This is a genomic window from Bacilli bacterium (assembly GCA_035326105.1).
Lineage (GTDB): Bacteria > Bacillota_I > Bacilli_A > RFN20 > CAG-826 > UBA7706.
On sequence record DAOKYO010000001.1, the window covers coordinates 869266 to 890331 of the forward strand.

Annotated in this window: 28 protein-coding genes; all 28 read right to left on the minus strand. The window is 34.7% G+C overall.

Features of this window, described 5'->3' with window-relative positions:
* Positions 1–2: 2 nt before the first annotated feature.
* Positions 3–827, minus strand: a complete 825-nt coding sequence (locus tag PKC96_04050) for a hypothetical protein (GenBank protein ID HMM00495.1) — start codon at positions 825–827, stop codon at positions 3–5.
* Positions 824–2965 (minus strand): hypothetical protein, encoded by a 2142-nt coding sequence (locus PKC96_04055; protein ID HMM00496.1) that lies wholly within the window; start codon positions 2963–2965, stop codon positions 824–826. The genes PKC96_04050 and PKC96_04055 overlap by 4 nt, the downstream gene beginning before the upstream one ends.
* A gap of 206 nt (positions 2966–3171) precedes the next feature.
* Complete coding sequence (locus PKC96_04060; protein ID HMM00497.1) at positions 3172–3507, minus strand: hypothetical protein; 336 nt, start codon at positions 3505–3507, stop codon at positions 3172–3174.
* A gap of 1 nt (position 3508) precedes the next feature.
* On the minus strand, positions 3509–4078 hold the full coding sequence (locus PKC96_04065) for a hypothetical protein (protein ID HMM00498.1): 570 nt from the start codon (positions 4076–4078) through the stop codon (positions 3509–3511).
* Entirely contained in the window at positions 4068–4421 is a 354-nt protein-coding gene (locus tag PKC96_04070) for a hypothetical protein (GenBank protein HMM00499.1), read from the minus strand. The genes PKC96_04065 and PKC96_04070 overlap by 11 nt, the downstream gene beginning before the upstream one ends.
* Positions 4411–4788 carry an HK97 gp10 family phage protein gene (locus tag PKC96_04075; protein HMM00500.1) on the minus strand — a complete coding sequence of 126 codons (378 nt, stop codon included), beginning with the start codon at positions 4786–4788 and terminating at the stop codon, positions 4411–4413. The genes PKC96_04070 and PKC96_04075 overlap by 11 nt, the downstream gene beginning before the upstream one ends.
* Entirely contained in the window at positions 4772–5110 is a 339-nt protein-coding gene (locus PKC96_04080) for a hypothetical protein (protein ID HMM00501.1), read from the minus strand. The genes PKC96_04075 and PKC96_04080 overlap by 17 nt, the downstream gene beginning before the upstream one ends.
* Positions 5097–5387: a hypothetical protein gene (locus PKC96_04085; protein HMM00502.1), complete on the minus strand. Its 291-nt coding sequence runs from the start codon at positions 5385–5387 to the stop codon at positions 5097–5099. The genes PKC96_04080 and PKC96_04085 overlap by 14 nt, the downstream gene beginning before the upstream one ends.
* Before the next feature lie 25 nt (positions 5388–5412).
* The gene (locus PKC96_04090) at positions 5413–6540 is read right to left on the minus strand and encodes a phage major capsid protein (protein HMM00503.1); all 1128 of its coding nucleotides are present in this window, start codon (positions 6538–6540) and stop codon (positions 5413–5415) included.
* Positions 6541–6544: 4 nt separating this feature from the next.
* Positions 6545–7141 (minus strand): HK97 family phage prohead protease, encoded by a 597-nt coding sequence (locus PKC96_04095; protein HMM00504.1) that lies wholly within the window; start codon positions 7139–7141, stop codon positions 6545–6547.
* A complete protein-coding gene (locus PKC96_04100; GenBank protein HMM00505.1) occupies positions 7138–7332 on the minus strand; it encodes a hypothetical protein in 195 nt (64 codons plus the stop codon). Before PKC96_04100 ends, PKC96_04095 begins: the two co-directional genes overlap by 4 nt.
* Positions 7316–8530: a phage portal protein gene (locus tag PKC96_04105; protein HMM00506.1), complete on the minus strand. Its 1215-nt coding sequence runs from the start codon at positions 8528–8530 to the stop codon at positions 7316–7318. The genes PKC96_04100 and PKC96_04105 overlap by 17 nt, the downstream gene beginning before the upstream one ends.
* A gap of 15 nt (positions 8531–8545) precedes the next feature.
* A complete protein-coding gene (locus tag PKC96_04110) occupies positions 8546–9169 on the minus strand; it encodes a hypothetical protein (GenBank protein ID HMM00507.1) in 624 nt (207 codons plus the stop codon).
* 25 nt (positions 9170–9194) lie between these two features.
* The gene (locus tag PKC96_04115; protein HMM00508.1) at positions 9195–10832 is read right to left on the minus strand and encodes a terminase large subunit; all 1638 of its coding nucleotides are present in this window, start codon (positions 10830–10832) and stop codon (positions 9195–9197) included.
* Positions 10829–11164 carry a hypothetical protein gene (locus tag PKC96_04120; protein ID HMM00509.1) on the minus strand — a complete coding sequence of 112 codons (336 nt, stop codon included), beginning with the start codon at positions 11162–11164 and terminating at the stop codon, positions 10829–10831. The genes PKC96_04115 and PKC96_04120 overlap by 4 nt, the downstream gene beginning before the upstream one ends.
* A 55-nt stretch (positions 11165–11219) precedes the next feature.
* Positions 11220–11657 (minus strand): hypothetical protein, encoded by a 438-nt coding sequence (locus PKC96_04125; protein ID HMM00510.1) that lies wholly within the window; start codon positions 11655–11657, stop codon positions 11220–11222.
* Between the two features lie 103 nt (positions 11658–11760).
* On the minus strand, positions 11761–12207 hold the full coding sequence (locus PKC96_04130) for a hypothetical protein (protein ID HMM00511.1): 447 nt from the start codon (positions 12205–12207) through the stop codon (positions 11761–11763).
* 32 nt (positions 12208–12239) lie between these two features.
* Complete coding sequence (locus PKC96_04135) at positions 12240–12524, minus strand: HNH endonuclease (protein HMM00512.1); 285 nt, start codon at positions 12522–12524, stop codon at positions 12240–12242.
* Positions 12490–13641: a methionine adenosyltransferase gene (metK, locus tag PKC96_04140; GenBank protein HMM00513.1), complete on the minus strand. Its 1152-nt coding sequence runs from the start codon at positions 13639–13641 to the stop codon at positions 12490–12492. The genes PKC96_04135 and metK overlap by 35 nt, the downstream gene beginning before the upstream one ends.
* Before the next feature lie 52 nt (positions 13642–13693).
* Positions 13694–14071: a hypothetical protein gene (locus tag PKC96_04145; GenBank protein HMM00514.1), complete on the minus strand. Its 378-nt coding sequence runs from the start codon at positions 14069–14071 to the stop codon at positions 13694–13696.
* Positions 14071–14499, minus strand: a complete 429-nt coding sequence (locus tag PKC96_04150; GenBank protein HMM00515.1) for a hypothetical protein — start codon at positions 14497–14499, stop codon at positions 14071–14073. The genes PKC96_04145 and PKC96_04150 overlap by 1 nt, the downstream gene beginning before the upstream one ends.
* Positions 14492–14803 (minus strand): hypothetical protein, encoded by a 312-nt coding sequence (locus PKC96_04155; protein HMM00516.1) that lies wholly within the window; start codon positions 14801–14803, stop codon positions 14492–14494. The genes PKC96_04150 and PKC96_04155 overlap by 8 nt, the downstream gene beginning before the upstream one ends.
* Positions 14804–14898: 95 nt before the next feature.
* A complete protein-coding gene (locus PKC96_04160; protein ID HMM00517.1) occupies positions 14899–16131 on the minus strand; it encodes a DNA modification methylase in 1233 nt (410 codons plus the stop codon).
* On the minus strand, positions 16128–17231 hold the full coding sequence (dcm, locus tag PKC96_04165; GenBank protein ID HMM00518.1) for a DNA (cytosine-5-)-methyltransferase: 1104 nt from the start codon (positions 17229–17231) through the stop codon (positions 16128–16130). Before dcm ends, PKC96_04160 begins: the two co-directional genes overlap by 4 nt.
* An 8-nt stretch (positions 17232–17239) precedes the next feature.
* On the minus strand, positions 17240–17761 hold the full coding sequence (locus tag PKC96_04170; protein HMM00519.1) for a hypothetical protein: 522 nt from the start codon (positions 17759–17761) through the stop codon (positions 17240–17242).
* A gap of 226 nt (positions 17762–17987) precedes the next feature.
* Entirely contained in the window at positions 17988–18422 is a 435-nt protein-coding gene (locus PKC96_04175; GenBank protein HMM00520.1) for a hypothetical protein, read from the minus strand.
* Positions 18419–18835 (minus strand): RusA family crossover junction endodeoxyribonuclease, encoded by a 417-nt coding sequence (locus tag PKC96_04180; protein ID HMM00521.1) that lies wholly within the window; start codon positions 18833–18835, stop codon positions 18419–18421. Before PKC96_04180 ends, PKC96_04175 begins: the two co-directional genes overlap by 4 nt.
* Before the next feature lie 226 nt (positions 18836–19061).
* A complete protein-coding gene (locus tag PKC96_04185) occupies positions 19062–21059 on the minus strand; it encodes an AAA family ATPase (protein ID HMM00522.1) in 1998 nt (665 codons plus the stop codon).
* Between the last annotated feature and the right edge of the window lie 7 nt (positions 21060–21066).

Here is a 21066-nt window from a genome sequence, read left to right on the forward strand (position 1 = left end):
AATCACCCCAAATGGTATTCAAAGATATGAACTTTACATAACGTATCTTCCATCACACCAGATTTAAACTCTAATGTATTTCTACCTGGTTTTAATTCGATAAAATTATGCTTCTCAAAATCCTGATATGCATAGATATCTGTTTCAATGTCATTCTTAATCATCTTCAAATACTTATTGTCAGCTACGGATGATATTTGTATTTTGATATCGTCTTCAACTAAGTTCAGTCTTAGACTTGAGACTAGTGTCCCATTTTGGATCACATTGATCTCTGGATGATCGACTGACCCTTCCATTTCAATAATCACATTTGCATTAAATGAACCACCCACATCAATCGTGGTTTGTCCTTCTTGTGTAATCTGATACGTGTAAGCATATGGATAAGGATAAACCTTGCCATCAAGAACTTCAGTTATATCAATGATGATTTGTCTTTCTTTAATCCAATAACTCTTCTTATTCAATGTGATTTCACAGCTTAGTAATCCAGCTTTTATCTCTGCTTTACTTAATGAAACCACGTCAACGTGAACATACTTTATGTCATTGGAAACATAGTATAGTTTCAAATTATCTCGACCTTGATTTAAGTAGTCGATAAATCGTTGATAACCTTGATACCCATCCATGAAATTGAGTAGTCCACTTATTTCTGATAAAGGCGTTTCTCTTTTGACTGTTTTATGGATATGGCCATATTTCAAGTACGTCATATTGAGTTGAAAACCTAATCCTATAACATTCGATAGTAAGACACCACTGTGATACTTAAAATGGAATTGTTGGCCATGTTCATTCTCTAAGTAAAATCTTCTTGTCATATAAACTTACCACCTAACGCTCTGTTGATTGAATCAATATCGAATGTGGATGATGATGTATTGATGGTGATTGCATTATTGGTTGTGCTCTTATTGGACGTTTGGTTACTCGTATTAGAAGTTTTTTTCAGATTAAATGTATCACTGAACCAACCGCCAACCTTACCGAATATGCCACCGACCTTTTCTTTGGTGTTATTAGCAAAGTTAGAAACGCCATCGACGATATTGTTTGCGACATCTGTTACGCCTTTAACTGCACCACCTGCAAAGTTCGATACCGTATCAACCACATTTGAAGCAATACCAGTGACTTTATCAGCTACACCGCCAACAAAATCGCCAACTTTACCTGCAACATCTCCGATAAAATTACCAATACCACCGACAACATTTCCAATCGTATCACCAATACCGCCTAATGCACCACCAACAACATCTCCAACACTACCTGCGAAATCAAATATCTTTGTAAAGAATCCGATAATCGTTTCTAATATTTTCATAATGGGATTTAATATGAACTCTAATGCTTTAAATGCAGGAACTAAGATTGCTTGTAAAACATTACCAACAATTTCAATCAGCGGTGAAATCATTTCAAAAATATCGCCTAAGAATTCGAGTTGTTTAATCATTGGAGCTAAGATCATATCGATGATCGGAACTAATATATCAATTAGTCTTGTGAATATATTGATCACTATCTCTACAATAGGCATCAATGCATCCATTAAAACTTCAACTATCTGCATGATAGGTTCAAGGAGTCTCATAAAAGTCTCCATGAGTTTTTCTAATAATTCTTTGAACTTTTCGCTACGCATTAAAGCCATAACTACAATCGCAATCAAAGCACCAATACCTAAGGTTGCAGCATTAATACCAATACCAGCGATGGCACCAGCAGCACCTACACCTTTTAAAGCAACTGCTACTATCTTTAATATAGGACCAACTTTACCTATGATGGTTAACACTGGTCCAACGGCAGCTGCAAGTCCAACTAAGAAACCTATCAGTTGCTGTGTGCCACTACTAAGATTCGTCCACCATGAAATCATGTTACTTACTGCAGGAATGAGTTTATTCGTGATAGCTTCAACGACAGATTGCATAGCTGGAACAAGTGCTACCGCTAGTTCGACTGTGAGTGCTGTTGTTGAAACTTTTAGTCTATCAAGCGAATCATTAAATGCACCAGTTGTTTCAGCTTGTTCACTCGTAATGATACCAAGTGCTCTTGCTTGTTCTCTTAACTCGTTTATTGCTTCTGATTCCATATTAAGCATTGGAAGCAGCTCAGAACCTAACTTGTCACCAAATAAATGGTTAGCAAGTGCAGTCTTTAAAGATTGATCCTCTACTTTAGATAAGGCATCTCTCATAATCTCGAAAGCTTCACTCGTATCTTTACCTTCTAAGTCTTCCATCGAAATGCCAAGTGCATGAAGCGGACCTGCAATATTCTTAACATCACCTAATGCAATATCACCTAGAATTGAATTCACCTTAACAAAGGCACGCTCTAAACTACCGGTTTCTGTTCCAGCGATGGTTGCTACATGATTCCATTCTTGTAGTGCTTCAATGGACATCCCTATTTTTTGAGCTGTATCATTTAAGGCATCTGCAGTATCAGCACCTTTTTTAGCAAGTGCACCTAAAGCAGTAACGGCACCTAGAATAGGAACCGTTAGACTTTTAGTCAAGGTGCTACCAACCTTTGCGATATTGTCAAACTTAGCATTGCCTAAATCTTTAATCTTTGATTTTGTTTTGTCTAACTCGTTATTAAGTCGTTTTACTTCAGATTCACTATAAGAAACATTGCGTTGAACCTTTCTAAATTCAGCATCTGAAGTAGTACCAAGTTTGAGACCTTGTTTTGCCTTTTCTAACGCTTTATTTTGCGTATCTAACCGTTTTTTAGTTGTTTCAAGCATCTCATTCAACTGGGTTTGTTTCTTCCGCCACAGCTCAACATTTGAGCTATCATACTTTAGGTTTGTATTAATGGCACGGAGGTCTTTTTGTTGTTCTTTGAGCTCTTTATTTATCTCTTTTAGTTCATTATCAAGATCCTTGCCATCAAGACTCAACTTAATGTTTATGCCTTTAATTGTCTCTGCCATCATACTCACCTACCTTTATAATAAGAATAAATCTATGTCTCTTTGAGTTGCTCTTTTCATTTGTGGTTCATTGGATAGTGTTTTGACCTCGAGCTCAATCAGCATTGCATATACATCAATATCGAAGTACTCTGTATCCTTTATTGAGATGCCAAGATGAGCAAGGTTATAAATGATATTAGCGGTTGTGTTCTGCTCATCTTGTATATCTACTTTGGGTCCTGTGTACCTTCATTACCACCTAACATTAGGGTAATTGTATTTGAAATGTTCTCAAGTTCCTTCACATCAGATAATACGCTAAAATCCAAGTCCATCAAGAACTCATCATAGTTCTTTTTTGTGTATGGCTTATGCAAGATGTAGATAATTCTAAAAAGAATATCAATGACTAACGCTGCATCCGTTTCATCTTTATTTAAGTTTTCAAGTTTCTTAATGTCACTGAATAACTCGGTTCCAAATACACTACGATACGAAATAATAGTAAAAAGTGAAGACCTTAGTTTAAGATCCTCACCTCTTAGATTAATTGTTTTTTCCATACTACACACCTATAACAGGTAAAGTTGGAACTTGTGCAAAGAACTGTTGATAATTTGTGTCACCAAATTTCGCAATCGTTCTAATCACAGATACGTTTCCAACCTCAATAGGTCTTGCAGTAATTGTAATACTAACCGCATTCGGTTCGATTGATTCTGCCTTTGTTTTAGTCGCATCACTAACTGGACTTGCAGTACACAAGAAATACCAAATACGTCTTGACTTCACATCACCTTGAATTTCATATCCAAGTGCGAATGTTTTAGTTCTATGATTGACAATCTCTACTAGGTTGCCATTAGAATCTCTTGCAAACCCTAAAATATCAACTTTGAAATCATCGTCAAGTTCGGTTAACTTTAAGGTAATATTGGATCCGCTACTTGATGCTAAGGTTGCGACAATTTTATCATCTGCGTAAACATCAGTTTTACCTGCAATGACTTCTGCACTAAGTTCTTGAGCTCCGTGTAGTTTCTTAGGTGTACCAAAGTCCCAAGTATCATCTTCGGTTGGTGTTGCAATTGCATAATGGACGTTCTTAAGTCCAAATGTTACTTTATTGCTCATTTTTATATTCCTCCATCTTTATTTCATATATTCGATAAATGCCAGTATCAATTAGTGAATATTCGCTAATCATTCTAAAATCAATACCTGCATTTTGTAATACTTCTTCTAAACTAGATTCAATCGTTGTATCTTTTGTTTTGGTCACAAGCGTGATTTGAATCGTCACTTGCTTAATTAAATACGAATCATCTGCATAGACTTTTGGATTTTTATTCAATTCCTGGTAGACGATAAAAGGTGGTTCAGCATTATCAGTTACATAAAGAGCATAATGAACATTACCTGGTATGACTTCGTTAAGGAGTCCATAAACGTATGTTAATCTTTCTTTAGTTTCCACGTATAATCCTCCTGATATCATCCATCATTTTTGGTGTAAAGTAGTCAAATGCAGGTCTCATGAATGGTCTTGCAGCGACATACTTTCCACTCTTATGTTGAAAACCAAATTCAATCAAATGAACCAATCTACCCTTTTCTTTTGCATGGATAACGATTGTTTTCGTGTGACCTTCACCAATGTCAGTCTTTATAAACTCATCGGCCATCGCATCTTTTCTACCACTTCTTGGTGTGTTAGAAATGACATACTCTAGTATCAAGGTTGCTGTTTCATCAAGTTTCTGTTCAAGTTCCTTTTTAACTGATTCTGCATATTCTGATATTTCATGATTTATTTCATCGACAAAGTCATTCAACGTAGCCATTTATATCACTTACCTTTATATTCGTTTCCATCAAATAAAGTTCTAAAAACTGTCCTTGTAGATATGTTCGTTCAATCTGATAAATCAAGTCATCGATGATTGCGTACTTGCTGCCGTCATACAAGAAGCTTTGAATCTTAAGTGCCATGTCTACTTTGTATTCGTTCTTCTTACTTTCATAATACTCTTTAGAAGTTACTGACTTTGAAATGCCAATGACTTCTTTTTTAGAAATGAAACCATAACCTTGATTGCCGATCTCATCTTTAACTAATGTGATCTTTAATAAAGTCAGTCGAATATTAGGACTACTCGGAAACATGATAATCACCACTTGATAATGCTAGTTGATTCAAGAGCATGTCAAAACTCTTTGGTAAATCTTTAACAGAACCATCTGCTTTAAACCCAAAGAAGGTCTTGCAGTAAATAACCACTAGCGAATGAGCTAATGGATGGTTATCTACAACTGCTGTTGTAATCCCTGTGGATACGAGTAAGTTTTTACATGCACTGATATGATTATTTAATTCATCATCAGCATATGTTTCACTGATTGGAATCAATAATGATTTTTTTACTGTTTCAAGTAGTCCCATATTCTAACCTCTATTCTATCGGTACTTAGGCTTTCTTTTTAACTCTTAAGAAGCCTTTATAGCCTACAACGTTACCGCCTGTAAATACGGACGCTTTGTAGCAAATGATGCCATCTTTAAACTTGTAATCATTAGACTTGCTAATCTCAACAGGTGAGAAAACAGGCACTTCATAGTTAAGTAAGGATCCATATGCAAGACCATATTCTCCAGCTGCAGTGTTTGTATCTGAAATAGCCTTACAATGAGAATTAATGATATATGGAATACCATCAATTGTGTTGTTGATGTAGTCAATCGTGTGGACTTTTCTACCTTCTGCAGTACGTAATCCAGCAAATGCTCTTAAATCATTCTTGTTAAGGATTAAGTATGCTCCACCTTCGACTTCTTCATCACCACCATAAGCAAAGATGATATCATCTAAAGTTGAGTCGGTAATTGAGGTGATTTCTAAATCAGCAGTATCAGATAGAGCGATTGCCTTATCACTAAAGATGCCTGTGAATGTATTGGATGTACCTGGTCCTCTTAGGATTTGTTCACTAATCTTCTTTTTAAGTGATAGATTAATGTTCTTTAAGACTTCAGCTTGATAAGGTAAGTTAGGAAGTTTTTCTAACTCTTCAGTGATTTCTGTATAAGCAGTAACTTTCACCTTAGTGATTGTTAAATAACCATACTCAGGTTCTGTTTCTGAATAAGGCTCACCCTCTCCAGTTAAACCAGCAATACCACTACCTTTAACAAATGACTTCTTGTAGGTTTCCCCACCATTTAAGTTCACAACTTTTACCTTATCCACTAATGCAGATACTTGTGCAAATGGATGCGGTGCAATACCATCGGCAATGTGTTCAGGTAATAGAATCTCTTCACTTGAAACTTGAACGACTCTACTTTCTCTTAAGTTCTTACCACGTGTTTCTAATTGATCTTTGTCCACATGATTAGATCTTTCAGTAACAACAGGGTTGATTTTTGTTTTATTTTGAATAGCGAGCTTTCTTTCGATTGTATCTTTCTCTTTATTGAGTTCATCAACTTCAGCTTCTAATTGTTCTAACACTTCGAGTGTTACTTCCGCACCAATCAAACCTTTGATTTCAGTGATGCGTGCTTTAATTTCATTACTTCTTTTTTCTAAATTCATCTTCTTATTCTCCTATTTTTATTTTCAAATTTAGTTTTCTTCTTATAAGCTCAGCCTTCATATTTTTCTCTGCTAAATCCATAGTCTTTAGTTCTAAGTCCATAGCCTCTAAAGAACGAGCATAAATCGAAGTCTTATCATAAGCGGGTGTGTCAACGATTGAAACATCATATAAACGTTCAATCTTTCTGATAGTTCTTTTTGGAATATCACCATCACGATTCCATTCCTGTTCACTTACAACAAATGCAAAGCTCATCTTATCCAACAAGCCTGATTTGACCATCTTAAAAATATCTTGATTGCTTTGTGTATCTAGTAACTCAGCTCTAACCTTTAATCCGACATCATCACTTGTTAAAGTAAGTGAGCCGTTTTTAGTTCGAGCGATGATTAAAAATGAGTCCATGTGGTTATACTTCATTGGCACATCTTTGATTGCTGCATCAGTGATTGCACTTCTACTAATGCTTTCGATAAACCCATAGGATTCATCACCTATTAAAGTGGGTTCATCATAAACGATCGCATAACCCTCTAAGATCATCTTGTCATCAGTTTCTTCTAGCCTAACTTCTGCTATTCTGGTTTCCTTCTTCATCGTTTTTCGACCTCCTTAGGTTTTGCTACTTGTTTTTCATACACGTATTCAAGCTCATTGTCCTTATATGAAAATTCACTAATCTTGTGTGTCTTACAAAAGGTTTCGATTGTATTAATCTTGTCTTTCTGTTCCTCTAAGACCGTATTTAATACATCTTTTGAAACCTTACCGTTAATTGTTACCTTCATTTAAATCATCCTTCCCTACTTGATATTCGTTTGCCTTAGTAGCATCGACGTAATTGAGTGATTGTAATCTTCTATCACCGTTTTCTACTGGTTCAAGTCCTAACAACCCTCTTGATTCATTCAGTGACATAATGCCTAACCCCATGAGCTTTTCAATCGCTGTAACCTTTGTGTTCCAAGATGCGTATTGAAGTCTTTCACTGTAAAAGATAATCTCTTCACCACGCATGATTTCATTTTGAGTAAGCAAGCCTAAAGAAAAAGCCTCAGACATTTGAATGGCTAAAGGCTCGATGGTTTGTTCATAAAATGAGTTGAACTCATCTTCTGTATATTTGGAATGAAAGATTGGAACTGATACACCAAAGTAATCTAGGATTTTTGATTGTAAAAACTCTAAGGTGTCTTTATCAATTAACTTTGGATCTGTTGTTAAAGGTACATAATCACCTTTTAAATCGACAGGAATAATTGAACTGCCTTTATTTCTAATGGACTCTTTGAGTATCTCGTTAAATGATTCAAGTTGTTTTTTCTTATCTGTTTCACTTAACATAGCACTCATTTTAAGAAGTCCCTTAATCTGCATGGAACTCTTAAGTGCGTTATCAATTCCTTGAAGCACATTCTCATTAATTTGAATTGTTTTTAAGAGTGCTTCTTGGTCACCTTTAGAACCCGAACCACCAAAGATCTGATTCGTATGGTAAAACCTTTTAATATGAATAATGTTCTCATATGGAATCGTGAAGGATTCTTCTCTATCAAAGCTGAACTTTAAATAGTAACTACCACCTGAATCTATGATTGGCTCAACGATGGACGGTTTAAGTGGATATAGTGCTTTGATTTCACCGGTTGAACCATCAAACATAGGATAGATAAATGCATTGTCGTTCATGAGTAGTGTCGTAATCACCATATAAATAAATTGGTAAGGAGTCATGACCTCATTCGGTTGATGCTTTAAAATAAAAGACAGTTTGCCAGATTTCTCCGTAACTGTCTTATCGTTCGCTTTCTTTATATATCGTGGTTTTAGTTTTGCACACTGACTTGCTATCCTATCAATAGCAACCTTTACAACATCAGATTTAGAGATATTAGTACCAAAGCTTGTAAGTGGTAGATTAATTTCGTTGATAAATTTAAAGGACTCAGCTGAGCCCAGTTTTTTCTTTCGTTTAAATATGGCCATTTTGACCTCCGATTGTTAAGCATTTTTATATCGACCAAGAAGTATTTCAAGTCTATTTTTAATAGTCTTATCTAAATCGATATACTCATTTAAATCATGATTAAAACCTAAAATAGTCATGAGTTTTATGTAATACACTATTGTCGCATTTATCAATGGCATCAAGTCTTTGTAATAGATATTTGAGTTATTACTCAATTTAGGCTTTTCTTCAATAGGCATTACAATTATATGGGCATGAAGCTTGTTTCGAAAAGTTCTAACATGATTTAAAACTCCTTCATACTTTTTGATAACATTTGCTTGAATTTCTTTTCTTAACTCTTGTAAGTCATCATTCTTATCTGGATTATATTCAAGATCAATTAAAATGCTAATTAGTTTTTGTATATTTAAAGATGATTTTCCTGATTGATCAAGTAGCAACTTATAAATAGTAAGATGTGCGTGTTCAAAGTATATACTAGATTGAAACACTTGATATTTCTCAACCTTGACAGAAATGGACTTCAAATATTCTTGCATAAAATAACCAATTATCGCCTCACCTAATAGAGCAATATGAAATGGAAATGCAACACTTATTAAATTATCTAGGTCTAACTTTGTAAAATTCTTAAAATCTACTTGTTTATCCATGATTACCACCTATTCTTTAAAGCAATTATAACATGTTTTCATATTCAAGTTTATATCGATTAAGAACTGCATAGGCGATGATGAGTGCTACAGCTCCATCAATCCTTTTATATTTACTTCCAAGTTTTGATGGTTGAATGTTTCCATTGATATCAATCTTAGCTTGTGTATTTGATAAGTTCCATTTCATAATTGGATTATTGTTGTAGATCACATTACCATTTTTTAGATCAGCTTCTAATTGTTTCATTGGTTCTGATAAAGAATAAATCCCTTGTCTGACCTTCTCCATTTCAAAACCTAAGTCTTCCATTTCTTTAGTCCAGTACTGACTATTCCATGGATCATACCCAACCCATAAAGGTCTAATCTCATAGGTTCTTATCATTGTTAGAAACCACTGTGTCACAAGTGTGAAGTCATTTTGATTACCTTCAGTTACAGTAATTAATCCTCTTTGAACCCATATATCATAGGGTACATTATCCTCTTCTTTTCTACGTTTAATTACTTCACTTGGCATAAAAAATTGTGGAATAACATACTTCTTACCATCTTTAATTAATAATAAGAGTGCAACTGTAAGGTCGGTTGTTGATGATAAGTCAACACCACCAATAGCGTAACTGTTTCTTAGCTCATTGATGTCATAGGTTGTTTCATTATTTAAATCATTATAAGTCAACCATGATCCTTGTTCTAACTGTTTAACATTGAAGTCTTTACAAAGCATCGTAACTCGTGTTGCTAAGTCGTGTCTGGATTTATTCATTAAATCCTCAAGATATGAGTAAGTCTTAACAGTACCTAAGCTTGGGTTACTTTTTTGCCATGTACTTTTATCTTCATATATTTCATTAATTGAGTCTTGAGTATATAACCAGGGAAGTACACGTTCATCGTGGATCTCCCCTTTGATCATTTTTCTAACATAATCAAGTTTACTATCTAAGAAACCACCGACTGTATTACCTTCAGTTGTAATGATGAAAATCAAAGGTTCTTCTTTGGTAGATTGACTTTGCTTGATGGCATCATAGACTTTCGAATCAGTCATTTCATGAACCTCATCAATACATCCAACCTCTATATTGTAGCCATCCTTGTTTCTAGATTGTGCAGATAGTTTTTTTATCTTGTTTTTCGTTTTTGGCGAGTAAATATGAAAGATATTCTTTTTACTTCTTTTTGCATTCGATAGAGCTTTTGAACCTTCTCTCATGTTATTGATTTCTTCAAATAGGATATTCGCTTGTTCAGATGTATTAGATGCACATACGATATCAACTCCACCTTTAGATAAGAAAAACTCAGCTAAATCAATACCTGCAATGAATGTTGTCTTACCATTCTTTCTAGCAATCAACAATAATACTTCATTGAATCTTCTTAAATTAGTATCTGCCATTTTAAATCCATAAGCAGTTTGAAGTACTGCTTTCTCCCAAAGTTCAAGAATAAATGGTTCTCCGTTAAATGGACTTTTAGTATGTTTGCAGAAAGTTTCTATAAACTCGATTCGTGTATTTCCAGGACGTTCATCAAAAGTGTATCTAGGATTATCCATATCTTTAATAAGTGATTCAAGGACTGTTAGTAATTCTTTACCAACTTTTATTTTGCCCTTTTGAATCTCATTGTAATACATTAATAAATAGTTCATTCTGACATTCTGCCTATGAACTTGTCAAATTCATCATCTTCATCAATTATGTTTTTACCCATAATGGAATTAAGTGTTTTGATGACTGTTCCATATGCATTCACTAGTTTCGTGTAATACTTGGCTGCTTCAGTTTGACGTTGTGCACCTTTTTTAGAAATCTGCACTGCACCATATTTTCTAATTTGGTTTTGAAGTGATTCTAATTGAACTCTCATAAAAGCTGCTTCATTGATTAAATTATCCACAAGTTCACTCTTTGATTGTTCAACTGATAAAAAGAGCGTCTTTAATCTTTCATATTCAATTTGTACTTTATCAATCACTGCCATATTGTTCACTCACTTTCAATGAAAATAAAAAGCCACCGTAGTGACTTGATAATTTTTAGAAATTCTCTATATCCTTTAAATATTTATTAACATATTCTTCATACTTTAAGTTGCCATTAAGATTATACTTCTCATAAATTGCTTCACTAATCTTGTTTAAAAGAGGAATTAACTCAAAGTTCAAATCGCCTATGACTTTCAGATTTTGCTTATTTTTATCATCAGAATGAACAATCTCATTTCTAAATTCTCTAACCTTGAGCCATTCTTCGTTTGTTAAGTTGTAACGGTGATTAGCTTCCCAAAGTTTGCGTGCTTGAAGAAGTGCTGATTGATACATCAGGTGATTCAAATCTGCATATGATGGATATTCATTAATGAATTTTATATTAGTTAATTTTGATTCAATAAACTTCTTTTCTATCTTTTCAGTGATCCCATGAGTTAGTAATAAGACATTTAAGAAACTTTTTTCTAGGTCTTGCATAATCATTTTGTCCTCCAAGATCTGAATTTTCAAAAAATCAGGCTTCCATTTTTTAAAGGCCCACCCATGCGGTACCCCTTGAGATGATGTTAGAGCGCACTGGGGGGGATTATAATTCAAAAATGACTCTCTCATATTCCTTACTAAATTTACTAAAATCATCGTTATTCAATAAGTGTTTTTTAACAATGAAATCAAATAGTTTTCCAATTAATGGGTATAATTCAGTATTTGCGTCGCCTAAAACTCTAAGTCTTTGTGATTCATCCGTTTTTGCATGTGTAAATTCTTCTCTTAATAGTTTCAGATATTTCCATTCTTCGTCTGTCAAACCAAACAATTGATTATCGATTCTAAGTTTTTCTGCTTCATATAACTTTCTAGCTTGAAAAACAATCATTTGATTAACCATCATTGACGTATCTTGATAAACAATTAATTCAAGTGATTTATTTAATTCTTCCTGAGATAATAACTTTGTCTTTATATCAATTTTATTATTGATAGCGTTTGCTAATAATACTGCTCTAATAAAGTTTTCTTCTAAAGTGTGCATAGCAATTTACCCCCTTATTTCAATTTTATCATTCAAGGTATAAAATTACCATCTTCATCAAATAGAACTTCTTTCTTTTTAAACCTTCCATGCTCATCATTATGACAATCTCTACATAACAACTCTAGGTTGTCTTGATTTATGCTAATGTTACTATCAACGACATTTTCTGTTGTTAGTCTTATCTTGTGATGGACCTCTTCACCTACGGCACCACATCGCTCACACTTGCCCTGTGTGGCGTTTGTTTTGATATTGCGAGCAATGAACCAAGCCTTCGATTTATAGAACCTGTGAAGCTCTTTTGGTTTCTTCATATAATTTCCTTAACTGCTTAGCTTTTAAGTCTACTGATTCCCAAGCAACATTTAAATCTTCTCTTCCACAGTGACCATACTTAGCTAAGTCTTGATACTTAACTTCATCAAGTAATAATTCTTTTCTAATCATTGAAGGTCTAAAATCAAATATCTTACTTACAAGTTCTTGAATTGCTTCATCACTAATAACACCTGTATTGAACGTATTTATATGAATACTTACAGGATTAGAAATACCAATCACATACCCAAGCTGAACTTCGCACCTGTCCGCTAAATTTGCCCTTACAATGGCTTTTGCTACGAACCTAGCATAATAAGCCCCACTTCGATCAACCTTGCTCACGTCTTTGCCAGAAAAGGCTCCACCACCATGTTTTGCATATCCACCATATGTGTCTACAATAATCTTTCGACCGGTTAAACCTGAATCTGCATATGGACCACCAATCACAAATTCTCCTGTTGGATTAATTAAAATAACAGCTTCTTTGATTGTCTTCTCATCTAGTACTTTTGTTAGTACTTCATTGATGATGATACCTTCGTATTGTTCTCTAGTCACCCACTCTTTTGTTTGGGCTGAAACAACAATTGTTTTTACCTTCTTCGGTTTACCCTTTTCATATTCAACTGAAACCTGACATTTACCATCAGGACCAAAGATGTTTGAATACTTTTCTTTTCTAGCTTTATCCATTACTTTAGAGATTTGATTTGCTAGCATAATTGGTAACGGCATTAATTCTTTTGTTTCAATACATGCATAGCCAAACATGATCCCTTGATCACCTGCACCTTGTTCGTGTGATTCAGTTGAATCAACACCAAGTGCAATATCAGGTGATTGTCTACTAATCTTCTCTAGGACATTAAATGTTTCATCGTATCCTATTTCTTTTAGTTTGTTAATTGCTACTTCTTTATAATCAACTTTTGCAGTTGTTGTAACCTCACCAAAGACAAATACGAAATCATCCTTGATGGCTGTTTCAACTGCTACTCTTGCGTTTTTATCTTGTACTAATATAGCATCTAGAATTGCATCGCTGATTTGGTCACAAACCTTATCTGGATGTCCACTAAACACTGATTCGCTTGTTATTACTTGCATACTTTAACTTCCTCCATTAACGAGTAAAAAAGGAGCTTAACGCTCCCAATTACTATTTTTTTATTTCCCATGCGGTATAGACCGAACGATATGAACAATCCCAAGTATCCAGAATAACTCCATCGATGCACACTGCAACATGCCCTGCCATCTTTAAAATGTAAGTTCCCTTTGGATGTAGTTCGCAGAAGTCGCTACCTTTAATTCGTGGCTCACCTTTTACAGCTTTGAATATAAGTCTTGGACTGCTTTCAAAATATCTGTATAAGAACTCAGTATCTTTATAACTTGTGAATTTCCATTCTCGTTTCTTTTGATTGAGTTCTCTCCTGCATTCCACATAATCTTTATCCATTGCAGTGCTGATAGCTCTTACGACACAATCAGTCGTTTTGATACCTTTTGGATGTGCGTTATATTCTTTGAACATTACTCATTCCATCCTTTATTCAACCACTTGACTAGTTCTCTTGAAGAGTTGGTTTTAAGTACTGGCTTATCGAATCCGTCTAATCGTTCATACACTGTGTATTTTGAATCGTTCCACACACAATCCATTTGAACTAGGATTAAGGTATTGTTTGTTTCAATGTCTGCAATTCTAAAATCATCAAATAGTGGACCACTTATCGGACAGTTATTCTTGAACCATACATAGCTTGTTTCCAGGTCGACCTTTCCGCAAGGTTTAATTTGTTTAATGATGTTACCCATCTTCATAGTTTTATTGGCAAGACTTGTATCTTTACAAAACCAATCATACCATCCAGCTTCTATTTGAACTTTTGTGTCCTTTGAATCAAACTTGCCTTCATTAAATTCTTTGATCCAATGATTAAGAGATTGTTGCTTATCCATTGCTAGAACCTCCTATTTCATCTTTTCTAATATAAGCTGAGTATCTTGCATAACTGTATCCTTCTGATTGAACAAGGATTCCAAAGTCTACATCATTAGCTGTAACTAAAATTGAATGCCATACGTTATTGTTATCGATATGCATCATATCCTTATGTTCTTTTATGAAGTTGTAATCCCCAAGCATGTCGTCTAAGAACTTATTAAACTGCTTGATTGGAATCTCTACTACTTTCTCAATCACAAATTCATCTTGTGGTATGATTTGTTCCTTGAATGCTTTTCTTTCAAATAAAACCTTCATTTGCTATGCCTCTTTTCTAACCACTTTTATTTGGTTACTACTATATATCAATAAAAAACGACTTATAGCAAGTCAATTTTTCACTATAGTGACTATTATTTTGAGACTTCTTCAATATCATTTAATACATTTTTGAACTCATCAATTGAACTGAGTTCTATTTTTTTGCCATCTCTTATTAAGTAGCATTCTGCAATCGAACCTTTGTGTCTAAGGTATCTTTTTACAATAACATCAACGAATCGCTCATCAAGTTCCATTAGGTAAGATTTTCTTTGAAGCTGATCCGATGCGATCATAGTTGATCCAGAACCACCAAATAAGTCTAAAACAACTTCACCAACTCTTGATGAGTTAGAAATTGCTCTTCCACAAAGTTCCAATGGTTTCATCGTTGGATGTTCTTCATTTCGTTTAGGTTTGTTGTATTCCCAAATCGTATCTTGCGTGCGGTCATCAATAAAATAATGAGCAGCACCTTCTTTCCATCCATAAAGAATTGGTTCATGTCGCCAATGATAATCTTGTCTACCAAGTACTAATGCATTCTTTACCCAAATAAGACACTCCGCTAACTTAAAACCTGCATTCTTATACGCATTTCTAAAGTTCAAACCTTCCGTATCAGCGTGACAAACATAGATTGCTCCACCAGGTTTCGTGTTGTCAAAGATGTTCTTGAACGCATTAAAAAGAAAAAGATAGAAACTTTCATCTCCCATCTTATCATTCTTAATCTTCCCAGCTGTACCTTCATAATCAACATTGTAAGGTGGATCGGTAAATGTCATGTCTACTTTTTGTCCATCAAGTAATTTCTCTACACTTTCTTTATCAGTTGAATCACCACACATGACTCTATGAGAACCTAACTCAAATATATCTCCTTGCTTTGAGTACGGTGTTTCGCTCAATTCACTTGAAGGGTCAAAATCATCATCTGTTGCATTATCAGGAACCTCAGCCTCTAATGCTTCAAATCCAAAGACACTCATATCCATTTCGATATTTGATAATTCTTCTTCGAGTTTAGAAAAGTCCCATGTAGCAAGCTCTGCCGTCTTGTTATCAGCCAAACGAAAGGCTTTTATTTGCCCTTCTGTGAGGTCATCAGCAACAATACAAGGCACAGTTGCTAATCCTAGTTTAAGGCTTGCTTTAAGCCTTGTGTGTCCAGCAATAATTACATTATCGCTCGTAATTACAATTGGAACCTTGAATCCGAACTCTTTGATACTATTTGCCACAGCATCGACTGCAGTATCGTTATTTCTTGGGTTGTTTTCGTATACTAACAACTCCGATGGCTTTTTCATCACTATATTCATTTTATTACCCCATCTATCTTCAATTTTTCAAACATTGCCTTAAGTACATTGATAACTATTCCATTTCCAGCCATTTTATAGAGTTGTGAATCAGAAAACTCTCTTATTACTAAATCTATACGTTCATCTTTCCACCCCATCAATCTCCAAGCTTCACGAGGTGTAATTTTGCGAATAGATATTAAATCATCTCTATTAACCACTACTCCAATGTCATTCACAGTTGTTTTTAGTGTTTGGATTTTACTTTTTTGAACAACACCACGTTTTTGATGTGGTCTATTGATATAAATACCATCTCCAACTTCTGCTTCTTTATATCCACGAATTGTTTTTTCAGGAACAATGATGAAGTTATCAGTTGACCTTGCTCCACTACGAGTTGTAATCGTATAAGCAAAAGGACTAGTTATTTCATGCGGCTTAAAAGTTAAACCTCTAATAAATCCGTTCCTGTTCGTCATATCATTGAAGTTATTAATTCGTTCAATCGATATGAAATACTTGTCGTCAACTTTGTCTTCCAACAAATCAGCTAGTTTTAGTAATAGTTCTTGCTTTTCAGGAAACTGATAGTCAGTATCTTCTTTAAAGCTAAATAAAAACACTCTCTCACGATTTTGAGGAGTGTTGTAGTCTTTTGCGTTTAGAACTTGATATTTATTTGTGTAACCTAATGATTCCAAATACTTTAACCATACATCAAACTCAGTAATAAACTTTTTGCTTACGAGTGCCTTTACATTTTCCATGAGTAGGATTGATGGTAGTGTATTTGTGTCTTTTGCCTTATTAAGTAGTCTTTCAACTTCCCATATCAGACTACTTTGTGTGTTTGAACCTTTATCGAATCCTTTTTGTGCTCCTGCGAGTGAAATGTCCGTGCATGGGAACGAGTAAGTCCACAAGTCAGCTTTAGGTAACTCATCTATGGATTTAATATCTCCTAAATTGTTAACATTACCATGTAATAACTCATATGCTCTTGATGCATACTTATCGATCTCTGATATGGCTACAACTTCATGCTCGATGCCTATCTCTTTAAGTGATTCAGTTTGAGATCCAACACCTGCAAACAACTCAATTACTTTTAACATATAGATACCTATTTCTTTCGTTGTGATAGTGCCTTCTTTTTGTCAATGACAGTTTCATCAGAGTATTCATTTACCCATTCCTCATCATCTTTTTCTAGGCGTTTGGCCATAAGATCAATTTCCGCCTTTTTCTCGTTGTACTCAATACCGAACTTCGTAATGAGTAGATATTTAATTGCAGCAATGTCTGGAAGAGACTGTTTCTTAAACTTAGTGATTCGTTTCTTAGTACCAGTCTTTGTTTCCTCAATTACTGTTTGTGTTTCTTCATATTCAAAACCAATAGCTCTTTGATATATAGCATCAAGTAGTTTGTGTTTTAACTCTTCATCCCCATACTGAAATGCATCATTCAGCTTTGGATGTACTTTTCTCAGTTTGATAATCGTTTTCTCAGTGACACCTAAATATTCAGCAACTTGTCTTTGAGTTGCACGTTTAGATACCATCTCAGCAATTGATTTTAACTTACTCTCTAAATGCCCTGACTTTTCCCATCGTTCATATAGGTCTAGCAATTTTCCTTTCATATAATCACTCCAACTGTAGGTAAATAACTGTAATAGCTTACCAGTTGGAATACTACAAGTATCTCTGCAAAAACAAAAAAGAACTCATTTCTGAATTCTTTCATTAGTTTCTAGGCTGGTTTATAAAGCCAGTATTCCATAATTTTTTGTAACCGCCCTTTGGCTACATCTTTATACATTTTAATCTTATCACACACTTGACAGTTTCACAATGTTTCATCCCTGCTCAAGCCTGCTCAGCCTTGCCATTCAACAATTCTTTGATTTCTAGGAGAGCTTTATCATGTAATCGTCTAATAGTAGCTGTTGAAAAGAACATTAACTTAGAGATTTCACTCCAACTTAACCAATCAATATAGCGATGAATTAATACCCTTTTACAATCCGAATCATGTAATGCTTCAATAGTTGTGATTATTTCACCTTTAATAATCGGTAGTTCCTTTTTTAATGCTTTAATGATTAACTCATCATCAAGTGCTTTTAGAATCCACTTTTCAAATGGTGCTTTTAAACTCTTAGTGCCATCAACTCTAATCTGATCGTAATTGATTCCTGGTATGGAGTTTGCAAGACGAATGTATTCAGCAACTATCATTTCTAACTTTTCAATTTTCACTTGTGTATTGTGATATCTAGATAGATATTCTTTTATATTCATCCAGCTTCCTCCTTAAACTTACTTAAGACTTCAATATTAATCCATATACCAGTCGGTTCATCTGACCAAATCTTCTCTGCTATTTCTTTAACCACTAAAGCATCATCTTTCCAAAAACCCAATTCAGTCATACAGTCTTTTAACATCTTTTGCAGATTATCCGTGTCAGGTTTTGTTACTTTCCATTCATTATGCTTATGTTTTTTTCCTCTTGGAAATAGCCATGTGACTTTGAGTTCAACAGGTCCTTGTATCGTTTCTTTAGGTTTGAAAGGTCTAAGATGTTTGATTAGTATATTTCTTGCTTCCAAAACCTTTGACGGCTTATAGATTCTAGGTTTTCCATTTACCATTGCTATCTTCTGCATTTGAGCTGTCGTTTTCGGTGGATCAATTAGTAAAAATATCTTCATGAGACCACCTCATTTTTTTTTGAAAAAAGGGAGTTGCCTCTTGATGCTTTGTTTTGGGAAAGGGGCATCATTAAATGCCCTTTCCTACAAAACGAGGCGTCAGCGTGTGTAAGCGAAGCGAAACTATATATATAAGCCCTTTTTTCGTTTTCCGAAAATAGGTAATTTTTCCTATTTTCTTCGTTTTGCGAAAATATGATATTTGCTCCTTTTTTCGTTTCATGCATCACTTTCTAAACACCTCACCTTTACTGCATAAATACTTATCATTAAACTCTTTGATTCTTGATTGAATAGTTCTTTCAGTAACATCTAAGTACTCAGCAAGTTCTTTTACTGTACAGCTTTTCTTTCCCATACACGCAGCATCAAATGCATCATCGAACTCCTCTTCACGGTCTTCCTTTGTTTGCTTTCTTTTTCCTGACTTAGCGAGATTAGCATCTCTCGAACCTTCAGCATAAATACTTTGTAGTACTCCTGTTGCATCGACCACATGGACTGGATAGTTAAACCAAATATTCACTGGTTTGAAATTAGGGAATTCACGTAGTGAACCTTCAACTCTCCATGCTGTTGAAAATTCATTCGCTGCATTTTTTAGAATAAACTCTGGTGTAGTATCAAGCTGAATAAGGTCAATGATAGCATCTGGGTCACGTGCAAACACTCCGCTTCCAGACCCCCTGTCTTGGGCTTTTTTTTGCCCCTGTGTGCCTTTAGAATGGTGATGGCAATAAATAGCCGACACTCCTGTTTCTGAGCAAATACGGTCGAAGTAATTGCAAAATTGTCCCATATCTGATGCTTTGTTCTCATCACCTGTAATAACTTTATAAATCGGATCAATTATCACAGCAGAGTAGTTTTGATTCTTTACTCTTCTAATAAGTTTTGAAACAAGTTTATCCATTGGGATAGCATGTCCGCGAAGATTCCATATTGCGATATTATCTGCATATTTATAATCGATACCTTTTGCATCCATAATTGTCTTAAAGCGGTTGATACATGATGCAGGATCAATTTCCAAATTCACATAAAGCACTTTTGAACTTTTGCATTTAAAGTTAAGCCATAAACCACCGCATGCAAGTGATATAGCAAGTTCCATAAGTAAAACGGATTTACCTGCTTTTGATGAACCTGAAACAATCATCTTATGTCCAACTCTTAATACACCTTCAATCAAAGCTTCCGGTAATTTTATAGGATGTTTCAGTTCATCAGCAAGGTACGTTAAACTTGGTAGTTCATCATTGATACCTTCAACAAAATCCATCCACTCGGTCCAGTCTTTTCTACCTATGTTTGTTGCAATTAATGTTTGCTGTTTTCCATTTCTTGTTACACCAGGCATTCTAGATAGTCGTGATGGATTTCGATTTTGCTTATCGACTTTTAATCCATTCTTTTCAAGATAGTCATAAAGAAAGTCGACTCTTCTACGATACTCTTCTTGATCACTCGCATTGACTTTTACGATTGCATGTAGGCTTTTACCACCACTACTTACTAAGCAAGCAATAGGTAATTCAAGTCTTCGATATGTTGCGTCTTGTTCTGATATTGCTAAATCATCTGACTCAACAAGAGCATATTCAAAACGTGTAATGTTTTCGTTCTTTATTCCTTTTCCATCAACTGGATTAAATCTAATCCAAGCACCACATTCATCTTTCCAGTCTCCTACTGTTGCTCCTAAATCGTCAGGATGTTTTTCTAAACTTTCAAGCAGTTCTTTTGCTGTTCTATCATAAGCACCTTTTGAAGGCATCAATTTTCCATCTTTGTCTTGCCACACATCATTGGTGCAGTATGACACATATTCATCTTCTTTAAATAATGTTTTTATATACTTTGTTAGCTGTTCAACTGGTGTATCACATTTTGGCATTTCATATACGATTCCATCACCATCATACTCAATTACAGAATCCCAATCTAAACATCCATCGCCATCAAAGGAAAACGAAACATATCCTCTATCCTTTGCCATTTGAATAATTGTTCCGCCAGTGATGGGAGTGGAAGACCCTGTAAAGGTCCTCCATTTCTTCTCACATTCTCCTGGTTTGTATCGAGAGTCATTCTTGCTCCAATCATCCCAAACATTCCAATCATATCCTTCAGCTTTTAATGCCATACCAACATTAATCCATTCTTGATATGTTAAGGATGAAACATCTAGATTTTTAAGAGCTTTAATAATGTTGTTGTCCATATGACCC